The organism is Rhodococcus sp. YH3-3 (genome assembly GCF_001653035.1).
In the GTDB taxonomy this organism is placed as follows: domain Bacteria; phylum Actinomycetota; class Actinomycetes; order Mycobacteriales; family Mycobacteriaceae; genus Rhodococcus_F; species Rhodococcus_F qingshengii.
In genome coordinates this window covers 1,178,959-1,191,555 of record NZ_BCWH01000002.1, presented here as the reverse complement: position 1 = coordinate 1,191,555, position 12,597 = coordinate 1,178,959, and the positions used below count along the sequence as shown (strand labels likewise).

The window sequence follows — 12,597 nt, the reverse complement described above, 5'->3', positions numbered from 1 at the left end:
GGCATCAGTCGACACTCTTGATGGTCTTCATGGTGATCAACGATGTCACCCGCGAGACAGCCGGAAGCCCGCTGAGCTTGGTGACCATGAAGTTCTCGTACGTCGCGAGATCTTTCACCGCGACGCGAATGAAGTAGTCGGGAATTCCGAACAATCTCCGACATTCGATCACTTCGTCGAAGGCGGCGACCTGGGATTCGAAGTCCTCGATGGTGGCCTGGTCGTTGACTCCGATCTCGGCGGTGACGATCACTTGAAATCCTCGGCCAAGCGCTTCCTGACTGACGATCGCGCGGTACCCGGTGATGATTCCGTCGGCTTCGAGCTTTTTCACGCGGCGCAGGCAAGGGGACGGTGTCAGACCCACCAGATCCGCCAACTCGGTATTGGTCAAACTCGAGTCCTGGCGTAGGTGAAACAAAATTGCGTCATCCATGGCATCCATCGCACTATTATTGCGCACCGTTCAATATGTGGGCATTCTGAGCAATCGATCACCTCGATCTTTGTTATAGATTTGCGTCGTGATCGAACCAGCATCGTCGACGGCCGCACCGGCCGTCGAACTCCCACCGCGAACCCCGGCGTGGCGGCACGCCTTCCAGCTGTCGCTACCGGTTGGATTCGGCCTGCTCCCACTCGGGATCGCACTTGGCGTTCTTGTGGTCCAACAAGGGCTCAGCCCTTGGTGGGCAGTCGCTTTCACCTCGCTGATCTACGCAGGATCGCTGGAGTTTCTCGCGGTCGGAATGGTCGCGGCCATGACACCGCTGCCGTACGTCGCTCTGACCGCACTGCTGGTCAACTTTCGACATGTGTTCTACGCCTTGAGTTTTCCGCTGGAAAAGATTCGCAACCCCTTCGCCCGCTTCTACAGCATGTTCGCGCTGACCGACGAGGCCTATGCGATGTCGGTAACTGCCGATCCCAAGGCACTCACCGGACGCGTCATCGTCTACTCCCAGCTGTACCTGCACGGCTACTGGATCGGTGGCGCGATTCTGGGCGCGACAGCAGGACAGTGGATTCCGGACTCGATCGTCGGCCTCGACTTCGCCCTGACGGCGTTGTTCGTCGTCCTCTCGATCGAAGCGATTCGCGCACAAAACGGATTCGCGGTGCCGGTCGCCGCGGTCACCTGCGCTCTGGTCGCCCGGCTCGCAGCGCCGGACCACATGCTGCCAATTGCGATGGGCGCCTTCGTGCTCTTCCTGATCGGGCGCTTTGTCTACGACTCACGAAAGGCGAAGATCGATGCCTGACACCTCGTACATCTTTGCGGCGGTCGCAGTCATGGCCGTGGTCACCTTCGCGCTGCGCGCAATCCCCTTCGCCGCGCTCATGCCGCTGCGCTCCTCCGCCCTGGTCGGCTACCTCGGCATCTACATGCCGGCAGGCGTCATGTTGATTCTCGTCATGTATTCACTCAAAGGGGTGTCGATCACCGCCCCTTCTCATGGCCTACCCGAACTGATTGCAGTGTGCGCCACGATCGCCGCGCACCTCTGGCGAAAGAATGCCGTCCTGAGCATCGTCGTCGGAACGACGATCTACGTCGCGCTGGTCAATACCGTGTTCGCCTGAGCATTTCCCATCGACGAGCAAAATATCTTTACTCCCGAATGGGCAATTTGTAACCTCCAGGCGCTTATCTGAACAGTTGAACACTTATACGATTTCAGTAGCGTGGCCGCCGGCCGCGACTGAAGGATCGGTGAGGTTCGATGTCCACGACAATGACCACGACAGGCACTCGAATCGCCGGTGCTTGGCACAGTCTGGATCGAGGCCAGCGTCGAAGCATCATCGGGATGACCGTCACCGTCGTAGCGCTCAACGTCGTCGGGTGGGCAGTTCTTCTCGGCCTGGTTGTCCCCGGCCACTACACGATCGAAGGCAGTGTCTTCGGCGTCGGACTCGGCGTAACGGCGTACACGCTCGGCATGCGCCATGCTTTCGACGCCGATCACATCGCCGCTATCGACAACACCACTCGGAAGTTGGTAGCGGACGGCAAGAAACCGATGTCCGTCGGGTTCTGGTTTTCGCTCGGACACTCGACCATCGTCTTCGTACTCGTCGCCCTCTTGGCTTTGGGTGTGCGGCAACTGGCCACCAGCCTTTCCGACGACAACTCCGATCTGGAGAAGTGGACCGGCTTGTTCGGCACCACCATTTCCGGCACGTTCCTGATTTTGATCGGAATCTTGAACCTTGTCTCTCTCATCGGGATTCATCGGGTGTACACGAAGTACAAGGCCGGAACCTTCGACGAGGAACAACTCGAGAAGGAACTCGACAGCCGCGGCGCCTTGAACAAGATTCTGGGCCCGGTGATGAAGATGGTTCGCAAGCCCTGGCACATGTACCCGGTCGGCCTACTGTTCGGATTGGGATTCGACACCGTCACCGAAGTCGGGCTGTTGGTGATCGCCGGCGGCGCGGCGGCGACAGGGCTCCCGTGGTATTCGATCCTCGTTCTGCCGATCCTCTTCTGCGCCGGGATGTCGCTTTTCGACTCGATCGACGGATCGTTCATGAACTTCGCCTACGGTTGGGCATTTGCTCAGCCGGTCCGAAAGATCTACTACAACATGGTGATCACCGGACTCTCGGTGGCAGTCGCCCTGCTGATCGGGACCCAGGAAATCATCTCGATTTTCACCGACAAACTCGACATCCACGACGGGATTCTCGGCGCCATCGGGAACTTGGATCTCGGCGCGATGGGCTTCATCATCGTCGGACTCTTTGTCGCCACCTGGCTGATTGCTCTACTCGTGTGGCGGTACGGCCGCATCGAAGAACGGTGGCAGGCTCAGTCCGGTGCAGCAGTAGCACGACGAGCGACAGCAGACGAAGCGATGTGAGTTCGACTCGGTCTACGCAGAATCATGGGCCACCCGAAAGCGAATAGCTGATGTACGTCTCGCCCCATTTCAGGTACGCGCTCGACGTCGCCTGGCCGCGGATCTGGTCATTCTGCCACTGGTAGACAGCGCGCCACGGAAATACGGAACTCACTTGTTCCAAGGTGTACTGCTCACGATGGCCCTGCGCGAATCGCTGTTCGAGATCTTCACGAGTGCGCGGCGGGAAATTGCTGATCAGGTAGGTCCGGCCGAGAGACTCGATGCGCCCTGGCGGCGCAAAGACATCAGCGCTGCGATAAGTGAAGGCCAGATACAGGTAGGCCGCCACCACAATCGTTGCCAGCGCTACCGCGCCGATCTTGAATGCACGTCGAAGCGGGGTCGGCATGGCTCACAGTACATCGACTGCGTCCCGATCTGATGCGGGTCGGCGGCAGCCGCACCTCCCGATTTCCTCGAGCCCAGACCACCTTCCGACTAGTACGGTGAGATCACCGGCAACCGATCTACGGCAACGATGGCGGACTCGCTCGACAACCCAGCGCCCTCTGCCACAGGTGAGGGCACATCGCGGCCAATCATTGCGGGCACCACGCACCAGTGCGGTCCATACGAGGGTCCCCCATGGGAAATGAGTTTCCGTCGCACAGCCTCCACGACCGAAGCCTTCCGCCCCTGCGTCTGGTCGCTATGGGCCAACCCGCTGCGAAAGCTCGACGAGCCGGTTCGAGAATCCCCACTCGTTGTCGTACCAGGCGAAAACCTTCACTTGTTCGCCGACGACCTGTGTGAGGGGCGCATCGAAGATTGCCGAGTGGGGATTGCCGACTATGTCGGCAGAGACAAGTGGCGCCTCCGAATAGGCAAGGTAAGACGAGAGTTCGGGAGTCTGCGATGCGACGCGAAACGCTTCGTTGATCTCCACGACAGTCGCCGGTCGTGAGAGATGGGCAGTGAGGTCGGTGATAGAACCGACTGGCACGGGGACGCGCAGCGAGAGTCCGGTCAATTTTCCGTCCAGCTCTGGGATGATCCGCCCGATGGTGGCGGCGGCGCCGGAGGAAGTCGGGATCGTAGACAATGCCGCGGCACGAGCGCGCCGGAGATCGCTGTGAGGAGCATCGTGGAGGCGCTGGTCGCTGGTGTAGGCGTGGATCGTCGTCATCAGTCCGGACTCGATGCCGAACGCCTCGTGCAGCACCTTAACCATCGGTGCGAGGCAGTTGGTCGTGCAGGATCCGTTCGAGAATACGTCCTCCGACATGTCGAGGACGTCGTCGTTTACTCCGAGTACAACTGCAGGGACATCACTGTCGGCGGGAGCCGAAATGATCACCTTTCGCGCTCCCGCTGTCAGGTGTTGGCGAGCGTTGACCGAGTCCGTGAATCTGCCGGTCGACTCTATGACGACATCGACGCGTTCGGCTCTCCAGGGGATGAGGGACGGCTCGCGCTCAGAGGTGACGCGAATGCGCTTTCCTGCAAAGAGAATCGCGTCCCCGTCGACCTCGACGCCGTCCAGATGACCGGACACCGAGTCCCACTCCAGGAGCGAAGCGAGGGTTGCGGCGTCGGCGATGTCGTTGATCGCGACGATCTCGACATCTGCATCGCTGCTTAGCGCAGCCCGCAGGTAGCTGCGACCGATACGGCCGAAGCCGTTGATTCCGATACGAACGGACATTGATTTCTCTTTCTCGAGTTGGTCAGTGATCGGTGCAGAGAGCGGACTGGGCGGCGTCGAGCAGGGAAATGGCTCCACGAACCGCCGCGTCCATCGGGCCCTGTTCACCCTGCGCGCGGGCAAGTACATAGCCGCCCTGCAGGACGGCTGCCAGCGTTCGCGCGAGATCCGCCGGGACGATGCTCGTCGGAAGTTCTCCTGCAGCAATCGCGGCAGTGATCGCCCGCTCCCAATGGTTCAGCATGGTGTCGAAGGCATTCGCAACAACTGCGATCAGTTCTGCATCCGTGACCACTTCCGGGTCCTGGGTCATCCGACCCACCCGGCACCCCCGAGTACCCGGCCGCGGCAATGAGAGGTAGCGCTTCATCTGTTCGAGGGGCGAGCCTTCTCCACCCAACGGAGATGACTCGCCCGTCATTTCTCGGGTAACTGCAGACAGCGCCTCTACCGCGAGTTCGTGCTTTCCACTGAAATGGTGATACATGCTGCCCTGGCCAACCCCGGCACGTGTCATCACGTCGCGTGGGCTCGTCGCTGCATAGCCGCGCTCCCACAACAGCTCTGCCATCGCACCCGTCAGCTGGTCCTTTGAGTTCACCAATCGACTGTAACAACTAGTATGTACAACCTCAACGTAGGTTCGACCAACAGGCCGGCCGGGCGATTGTGCGGTGATCGACCAGAGCATCGTTGCCGTTCTGGACGTGGCATCTGCAAGACTCCTGAAATGAAGCACGTCGGGCGCGAGGCAGCGGCACTGCTCAACGGGGCCGGGATCGAACTCAGCGAGGGTCTGACCGACGCAGAGTTCGATTCCGTCCACGAACGCTTTGGATTTCACTTCAACCCAGACCACCGCAGCCTTCTTGCCACTGCGTTACCACTTGGCGACCGTTGGCCGAACTGGCGTAGCGCCGACGACCTCGAGTTGGGTACGTGGCTAGATAAAGTCACCGAAGGTTTCATTTGGGATGCACTGCATCAACAACCACCGTTCTGGCCGGCATCGTGGGGCAGAATGCCCACCTCACCCGAGGACGTCACCACAATCGTGCGTCAACAGATCGGAGCGTGGCCGCGCCTTGTCCCGATCTTCGCTCACCGCTTCACGCCCGCCGCACCCTCCCCCTCGGGATCGCCGGTGATCTCCGTGTGGCAGACCGACATCGTCTACTACGGGGCAAACCTCCTCGAATATCTCGCCAATGAGTTCCCCCTCGGACAGGGCCGAAAGACACTCTCTCCCATTAGCGTCCGCGTACCGTTCTGGTCCCGATTCATCGAGGCGGCCAACCGCGCGGAATCGATCTGACCGGCCAAAGGTCCTGTTCTGCCTGCCAAGAGTTTCGCAGACGAATTTCGCGGGTATTGATCACTTGCGGCGGCGATTTCCAGAGCGAGGGGTCAGCCGCGCAAGGTCTGCCCCCGGCTGTCACTCGCCGGGCGGCGGGCCGCCAAAACCAGCGGGCCGCCAGAAACTATCTGTGCCAGGCGATGATTTCGATGCAAACGACACGACTCGACACCATCCTGATTCTGATCGTCGGGACGGCAATCGGACTGAGCGTCTGGCTGGCTACGCAGGAACCATTCGCGTCGATCGGACTCGGAATCGCAACGGTAGTGATCTGCTGGATCTCTTGCTCGATGATCCATGGCTTCCCACACCGATCGACGAAGGACATGCGTCCGCGCGAGAACCAGGATCGCGAGTCACCGAAACGGCGCTGACGCCGCGTAGGGATGAGGCCAACCGTGGAGGCCCGGACACAGCGAAGTGAGTGGTTCACCTACCGCAGGTGAACCACTCACTTCGGTCAGAGGATCACACCTCGTCAGGTCGCCAGGTCGCGACGGCCCAGATCACAGCGACGTCGAGGGCGATGATCACGATCGACCACAGCGGGTAGTACGGCATCCACAGGAAATTCGCCACGATCGAAAGTGCCGCGATGACGAATGCCATCCCGCGGGCCCACGCCATGCCGACGAACAATCCCAGCGACACCGCGATGCCGATGATTCCGAGCACGATGTGGATCCAACCCCATGTCGTGACATCGAATTCGAAGGTGTAATTGACTCCGACGATCAGCAGATCGTTGTCCGCGAGAGCCGCGATGCCCTGCAGCAACGCGACGATTCCCGCGACGAAGAGCAGGCATGCTGCCGCCACCGTGGTCCCGATGGCAAAGCCTTGTCGGACAGGATGGTTCGCATGAGATTGGTGCGGAGCAGTCATGACATCCCCTTCTTCGGCGAAATAGCGTGAGAACAGTATTCAAAGGTTCACGCCGCCGGACATCACCCAGCAAGGATGAACAGCCGTCCAGCACTGCAATCAAATTTCATGGGAACATATGTTCGATTTCGGTGTACGGTGGAGTCTATGACCGCCACGATGCAACCGTCTCTGTTCGACAACGGTGACCTGGGCGTCTCTTTGGGCGATCTCGAGGGCACGGTGCAGAGACGTATCCTCACCGCCGGCGCATGGGTCGACCATCGCCCGGCCTGGCTGACCGGATCGGAGGCCGTGTTCGACAATCTGGAAGCTACGGTGCCGTGGCGTTCCGAACGGCGTCAGATGTACGACCGCGTTGTCGACGTCCCTCGTCTGGTGTGTTTCTACGCAGAGAATCAACCACTGCCGGACGCACTTCTCACCGAAGCCAAAGACGCGCTGAGCAGTCACTACTTCGACGAACTCGGCGAACCATTCGCCACGTCGGGTCTCTGTTTCTATCGCGACGGTTCCGACAGCGTTGCCTGGCACGGGGACGATACGGGACGAAGTCGCACCGAGGACACGATGGTGGCCATCCTGTCTCTCGGTGCGGCTCGCCCGCTCCTATTGCGCCCTCGTGGGGGCGGCGAATCCATCCGCTTCAATCTCGGACACGGAGATCTACTCGTCATGGGCGGATCCTGCCAACGCACGTGGGAGCACTGTGTCCCGAAGAGTGCGCGGGCCCTCGGGCCGAGAATCAGCGTTCAATTCCGCACTCGCGGAGTTAGATAGCGTCGCGGAGTTCGTCTCGCAGCGCCTTCCGATTGAGCTTGCCGACGGCCGTCTTCGGTATGGATTCTGCGAAAACAACCCGACGCGGCTTCTTGTACGACGCCAGTCGCTCGCCGACGTGCGCGACCAATGATGCTTGCAGTACGTCGTTTTCGACGGTCCCGTCCTCGAGCACCACCACAGCCGTGACCGCCTCCACCCACTTGGCGTCGGCGGTACCCACCACGGCGACCTCACGGACAGACGGATGCGTCAGGAGTGCATCCTCGACTTCACGGGGGTAGACGTTGTATCCGCCGCTGATGATCATGTCCGAAGCTCGGTCCTTCAAGAACAAGAATCCTTCGGCGTCGAACTGACCGATGTCACGGGTGTGAACCCAGTCGTCTTCGGTGAAGGTGTCCGCATTCAGTTCCGGTGCATTGAAGTATCCGGCGATCGCCGATGGCGAGCGGATCACGATTTCACCCGGTTCTCCCTGGGGCACTTCGTTTCCCTCGCCGTCGAGCAGCCTGATCTCGACGTCGATGGCCGGCTGACCACAGGACAGCAGGCGATCTTCCGTGTGATCTTCGGGCCGTAAGACTGCAATACACAGCGGTGCCTCGGTCTGCCCGTAGTACTGGAGAAAACGGTGTTGCCCCCACGCCTGCATTGCACGTTCGATGGTGGCCAGCGGCATCGGCGACGCACCGTAGATCACGGATTTCAGACTCGAGATGTCTGCGCTCGCAAAATCAGGGCGTTCGAGGAGCATCTGAATCATCGTCGGCACCAGATTGATTGCTGTAGCCCGATGCTCGGTTATCGAGTCCAAGAAGGTCGACGGGTCGAAACCGGGGAGGATGACGGTCTTACCGCCACGGAGCCAGAATGGAAGCACGAAGACACCGCTGGCGTGAATCAGTGATGCTGCGTGCAACATCGTGTCGTCCTGAGTCGCCGGAAGCAGATTGAGCAGAACATTGCGGCAGATTCCGGCGTAGCTGCGCTGAGTGTGCTGCGCGGCCTTCAGCGTTCCCGTGGTCCCGGAAGTGAACAGCGTCAGGATCACGTCGTCGGGATCTACCTCGACGTCCGGAGTGGCCGAAGACATGCCCTGTGCTCGATCCAACAGCGAAAGCTGCCCCTCCGCACCTGTTTCCAGCCCGACGAACGTCCGATCCGGGAACCTGGCGGACAGTTCAGCAGCTCGGCCGGCAAGGTCAGTACCGAAAACGACGTGCGAGGTGTCGGTGTCCTCGAGCATTCGTGCGTGCTCGTCGAGCGAGAGTCGCGAGTTGAGCGGAACCCTGTTGATGCCGGCTTTGACACACGCAAAATCGACAGGCACGCTGGCAAGAGAGTTGTTGACCAGCAACGCAACCCGTGCGCCACGCCCGATACCGAGCGCGATGAATGTATGCGCCAATCGGCTGCTGAGTTCGTCCACTTCCGTGAACGTCATCGATCGATCGCCGAAGACGACGGCTGTTCGCGGTCCGTGCTGTCGCGCACCACGGGCGATCAGATCTCGGGTTACGGGCATCATGGTTCAGTTTCCTCGTTCGAATTCGGGTTGTTCTCGAATCGGCCGTGCCGGCCGGCGCCCGCGGCGAACGCAGCAGCGCCGCGCACACCTTCGGCGATGACAATGGGATTTCCTGCGACACCCTCGGCGCGCAGTGCTTCGGCAAGTGGTAGATCAAAAGATCGGTAGGCCGATGCGCGATCCGCGAGCATGCAGAGTTGTGGGAAAGCGGACAACTGGTGCGCAAGCTCCTTGGCTACCTGGAGTGACTGCCCCACTGGAACAACACGATTGGCCAGTCCGAAGGCCAACGCCTCCGAAGCGTCGACCGGGCGACCGGTCAAGATCATGTCGAGCGCTCGCCCCTGCCCGACGATTCGCGGCAGTCGCACGGTCCCGCCGTCGATGAGAGGAACTCCCCAGCGCCGGCAGAAGACTCCGAACACGGAATCCTCCTCGCAGATCCTCAGGTCCGCGAGCAATGAAAGCTCGAGCCCTCCGGCCACTGCGTATCCACTGACGGCGGCGATCAATGGTTTGGACAACACCAACCGACTCGGCCCCATCGGGCCGGTGCCGCCGCCTTCCGGATGCAACTCGTGCACGCGCGCGGGGTCGGCGACTGCGGTCAAATCCGCACCGGCACAAAATGTGCCGCCCGCACCCCACAGAATTGCCACCTTCTGACTCTCGTCCGACTCGAATTCCAGGAAGGCATCACGCAACTGCGCCGCCATCGGCCCGTCCACCGCATTCTTGCGATCAGGGCGATTCATCACGATGACAGTGACGCCACCGTCACGCTCCACATAGACATCGCCACCTGGTCGATCGGAGTCGGTCACGATATTTCCTCACTGCTCGCGGATAAGGTTTCCCGGTACCCACCATGCCACTTGTAACAGAATTTGTCAGGAGTTGTTCAAAAGTTGTTACAAACTGATCGAGGAATGTCCGCAACCCGAGTTGTGCTGGACCTCGCAACAGCGAGCCCGGACACCGAGTTCAGCACCGCTGTGCTGACCCGGGCCGGCGAGATCGTCGGCGTCAGCGCATCAAGCATTCGCGTGGCAGCGGGCCGACTGTGCCGCGAGAACAAACTGCGTCGTACCGCTCGTGGAACGTACGTCCTCAACCCGGACGGCATCCCCACCTACAGCGAGGTCGAGGGGTGGCGAACTCGTACCGATCGCATACGCCCCTGGGACGGTACCTGGATCGCCGTCGAGCACTCGGGGCTCAAACGAAGCGACCGCACTGCCGCCCGCCGGCACGATCAAGCGCTGCGACTGGCGGGTTACGAGGAGTGGAAGCCCACACTCGCAGTCCGTCCGAACAATCTCCTCGGCGGCACGGACAGCGCCCGCCGCACTCTCCGCCGACTCGGCGCCGCCCCCGAATCGGCCGTCATGGAAATCGCTCACCTTGCCCCCGAGGATGATTCGACAATCCGCACACTCTGGAACTCGGAAGCACTGTTGGCCGACATCGCCGAGGCCCGTGAAGCACTCACACAGGCGCAAACACGCCTGGCGACAATCAGTCGCGAGGAGGCGGCCCGCGAATCACTTGCTCTGGGCAGCGCGGTGATCGCGGTCATCGTGCGCAATCCGCTCCTTCCGGAAGAACTCGAACCGACACAGCCACTGCGCGAACTGATCTCGCACATGCTCGAGTACCAGGACGCATCTCGCGAACTGTGGCAGTCACTGCTCCGGTTCTGATCGATTTCTCCCAGAAGGTAATTCAGTATGTTGCACGGCCGCCGCTGGCGTCGTACACGGCGCCGGTCGAGTAACTTACCGCCGACGACGACAGCCAGGAGATCAGTTCGGCAATCTCGTCGGCCCTCCCCATTCGCGCCATCGGCGTCAAAGACTGCGAACGGGCGAGGATGGCCGGATCGGTGCCGGCATTCATAGGACTTTCCACGGCCGCCGGAGCTATCGCGTTGACCAGCACACCGGTGGTGGCGACCTCTTTGCCGAGTGATTTCGTCAGCGCGACGACGGCCGCTTTGGACGCGGAATATGCACTCTGATTCGGGTTTCCGTCCTTGGCCGCAATACTTGCGAGGTTGACGACCCTCCCCCACCCCGACGCAACCATCCCCGGCACGAACGCCCGGCACATCAGGAATGTCCCTTCGACGTTGATGCGGAACGTACGCTGCCAAGCCGCGAGGTCGACGTCGACGAGTGGCGCTGATGGTCCTACGATTCCCGCACTGTTGATCAAGATGTCGACTCTGCGGAGCCTGGTTCGAAGCGCATCGACTGCTGTCGGATCACTCACGTCGAGTTGTTCGTCCGCGCCTTCGGCAAGATCTGCCGTTACCACCCGAACTCCCCTCTCCGTCAACAGCTTTGCACTGGCGGCGCCGATTCCGCTCGCACCGCCGGTAACGAGCGCTGTGACACCCTCTGGGTAACCCTGCATCGCATTCACTCCTGAGTTTCTGTGCGCTACGCACTCAATTTATGTTGCAAACAGGCATAATTGCCGTCACACTGTGTAGAAATTCTGAATATATGGCGTTTGTTGTCAACGTCAAATACCTGGAGGCCTTGCCGATGGAAACCCGCTGGTTGCACGCGTTTGTCGCGGTTGCGGAAGAACTTCACTTCGGGCGGGCCGCATCACGGCTCCAGATGGCCCAGTCGCCGCTCAGCCAGATGATCCGAAAGCTCGAAAAGGACATCGGCGTCAAGTTGTTCGAACGAAGCACTCGCAGCGTCGCACTCACATCCGGCGGACATGCCTTTCTCCCCCACGCCTATCGCGTCATCGAGAACATGGAGACGGCACGACACGCTACGCGCGCGTCGTCGGGAGGCGTCTACGGACGAGTCACAATCGGGTTCACCGGAGTGCTCAACTATCAAGCACTTCCGCCACTGACACGCGCGTTGCGTCAGCGTTATCCGGAAGTCGAACTGACACTCCTCGGCCGGATCATGACGCGCGACGCGGTCATCCAACTCGAGAGCGGCGCCCTCGATCTCGCCTTCGTCGGACTACCCGTGGAATCCGCATCACTGTCTACCCGGCTGATCCGACGGGAGGCATTCGGCGCTGTGCTTCCGATCGACCATCCCCTCGCAGAGAGGGACGCGATCGACCTCCGCGAATTGGCCGACGACGGATTCGTGACCACCCCGCTCTCGGCCGGCTCGGCCCTCCAGGAAACCGCGATGCGCGCCTGCATCAACGCAGACTTCAGGCCTCGCGTGGTTCAGGAGATCACCGATCCGTACATGATCCTGATGCTCGTTGCCGCCGGCGTCGGTGTAGCGCTGATGACGTCCGGTATGGCTGCTATCACCCCACCTGGCAGTGTGTTCGTCCCACTCACCGGCGAGCCGACGTTCATGAATCACGGAATTGCCTGGTCACCGCGGCACATGACCGATGCGCTCGCCGTCGCATTGGAGACATCCGAGGAAATTCTGCCGACGCCGGAGATTGAGACCAAAAACGTCATTATCTGAGACTCATTTAGTGT

The 12,597-nt window shown here is 60.8% G+C and carries 16 protein-coding genes; 8 read left to right on the top strand and 8 right to left on the bottom strand.

Annotated elements, in window-relative coordinates; translation table 11 throughout:
- Nucleotides 1-4 precede the first annotated feature (4 nt).
- Nucleotides 5-445 (bottom strand): Lrp/AsnC family transcriptional regulator, encoded by a 441-nt coding sequence (locus YH3_RS18415; RefSeq protein WP_020970517.1) that lies wholly within the window; start codon nt 443-445, stop codon nt 5-7.
- 79 nt (nt 446-524) lie between these two features.
- On the opposite strand from YH3_RS18415, the gene YH3_RS18410 reads away from it, so the two are divergent.
- The 3 genes from YH3_RS18410 to YH3_RS18400 all read left to right on the top strand — a co-directional run bounded on the left by YH3_RS18410 (nt 525) and on the right by YH3_RS18400 (nt 2,870).
- Complete coding sequence (locus YH3_RS18410; protein ID WP_003940360.1) at nt 525-1,262, top strand: AzlC family ABC transporter permease; 738 nt, start codon at nt 525-527, stop codon at nt 1,260-1,262.
- Nucleotides 1,255-1,584 (top strand): branched-chain amino acid transporter permease, encoded by a 330-nt coding sequence (locus YH3_RS18405; protein ID WP_003940007.1) that lies wholly within the window; start codon nt 1,255-1,257, stop codon nt 1,582-1,584. The genes YH3_RS18410 and YH3_RS18405 overlap by 8 nt, the downstream gene beginning before the upstream one ends.
- Before the next feature lie 140 nt (nt 1,585-1,724).
- Nucleotides 1,725-2,870 (top strand): HoxN/HupN/NixA family nickel/cobalt transporter, encoded by a 1,146-nt coding sequence (locus tag YH3_RS18400; protein WP_082920607.1) that lies wholly within the window; start codon nt 1,725-1,727, stop codon nt 2,868-2,870.
- A 22-nt stretch (nt 2,871-2,892) separates the two neighbouring features.
- Here YH3_RS18400 and YH3_RS18395 read toward each other — a convergent pair whose 3' ends face one another.
- The 3 genes from YH3_RS18395 to YH3_RS18385 form a co-directional block, all read right to left on the bottom strand.
- On the bottom strand, nt 2,893-3,261 hold the full coding sequence (locus YH3_RS18395; RefSeq protein WP_058226135.1) for a hypothetical protein: 369 nt from the start codon (nt 3,259-3,261) through the stop codon (nt 2,893-2,895).
- A gap of 300 nt (nt 3,262-3,561) precedes the next feature.
- Nucleotides 3,562-4,557 carry a type I glyceraldehyde-3-phosphate dehydrogenase gene (gap, locus tag YH3_RS18390; RefSeq protein ID WP_064443840.1) on the bottom strand — a complete coding sequence of 332 codons (996 nt, stop codon included), beginning with the start codon at nt 4,555-4,557 and terminating at the stop codon, nt 3,562-3,564.
- A 22-nt stretch (nt 4,558-4,579) separates the two neighbouring features.
- Complete coding sequence (locus YH3_RS18385) at nt 4,580-5,158, bottom strand: TetR/AcrR family transcriptional regulator (RefSeq protein ID WP_054188886.1); 579 nt, start codon at nt 5,156-5,158, stop codon at nt 4,580-4,582.
- A gap of 129 nt (nt 5,159-5,287) precedes the next feature.
- On the opposite strand from YH3_RS18385, the gene YH3_RS18380 reads away from it, so the two are divergent.
- Together YH3_RS18380 and YH3_RS18375 are read left to right on the top strand one after the other, a co-directional pair.
- Nucleotides 5,288-5,872, top strand: a complete 585-nt coding sequence (locus YH3_RS18380) for a hypothetical protein (RefSeq protein ID WP_058226137.1) — start codon at nt 5,288-5,290, stop codon at nt 5,870-5,872.
- A gap of 191 nt (nt 5,873-6,063) precedes the next feature.
- Nucleotides 6,064-6,291, top strand: coding sequence for a hypothetical protein (locus tag YH3_RS18375; protein WP_020970523.1), 228 nt, complete (start codon nt 6,064-6,066; stop codon nt 6,289-6,291).
- Between the two features lie 94 nt (nt 6,292-6,385).
- Here the strand turns inward: YH3_RS18375 and YH3_RS18370 are convergent, their stop codons facing one another.
- Nucleotides 6,386-6,802 (bottom strand): hypothetical protein, encoded by a 417-nt coding sequence (locus YH3_RS18370; protein WP_007733561.1) that lies wholly within the window; start codon nt 6,800-6,802, stop codon nt 6,386-6,388.
- Nucleotides 6,803-6,949: 147 nt separating this feature from the next.
- On the opposite strand from YH3_RS18370, the gene YH3_RS18365 reads away from it, so the two are divergent.
- Nucleotides 6,950-7,582 (top strand): alpha-ketoglutarate-dependent dioxygenase AlkB, encoded by a 633-nt coding sequence (locus YH3_RS18365; RefSeq protein ID WP_007733562.1) that lies wholly within the window; start codon nt 6,950-6,952, stop codon nt 7,580-7,582.
- Here the strand turns inward: YH3_RS18365 and YH3_RS18360 are convergent.
- Nucleotides 7,575-9,113, bottom strand: coding sequence for an AMP-binding protein (locus YH3_RS18360; protein ID WP_064443839.1), 1,539 nt, complete (start codon nt 9,111-9,113; stop codon nt 7,575-7,577). The two genes, YH3_RS18365 and YH3_RS18360, sit on opposite strands and share 8 nt — an antisense overlap.
- Nucleotides 9,110-9,937 (bottom strand): crotonase/enoyl-CoA hydratase family protein, encoded by an 828-nt coding sequence (locus YH3_RS18355; RefSeq protein WP_064443838.1) that lies wholly within the window; start codon nt 9,935-9,937, stop codon nt 9,110-9,112. The genes YH3_RS18360 and YH3_RS18355 overlap by 4 nt, the downstream gene beginning before the upstream one ends.
- Before the next feature lie 105 nt (nt 9,938-10,042).
- Here YH3_RS18355 and YH3_RS18350 point away from each other — a divergent pair, with 105 nt between their 5' ends.
- On the top strand, nt 10,043-10,816 hold the full coding sequence (locus tag YH3_RS18350) for a hypothetical protein (protein ID WP_064443837.1): 774 nt from the start codon (nt 10,043-10,045) through the stop codon (nt 10,814-10,816).
- A gap of 22 nt (nt 10,817-10,838) precedes the next feature.
- On the opposite strand, the gene YH3_RS18345 is transcribed toward YH3_RS18350, so the two are convergent.
- Nucleotides 10,839-11,531: an SDR family NAD(P)-dependent oxidoreductase gene (locus tag YH3_RS18345; protein ID WP_064444223.1), complete on the bottom strand. Its 693-nt coding sequence runs from the start codon at nt 11,529-11,531 to the stop codon at nt 10,839-10,841.
- 134 nt (nt 11,532-11,665) lie between these two features.
- Here YH3_RS18345 and YH3_RS18340 point away from each other — a divergent pair, with 134 nt between their 5' ends.
- A complete protein-coding gene (locus tag YH3_RS18340) occupies nt 11,666-12,583 on the top strand; it encodes a LysR family transcriptional regulator (protein WP_039973351.1) in 918 nt (305 codons plus the stop codon).
- The last annotated feature ends 14 nt before the right edge of the window (nt 12,584-12,597 follow it).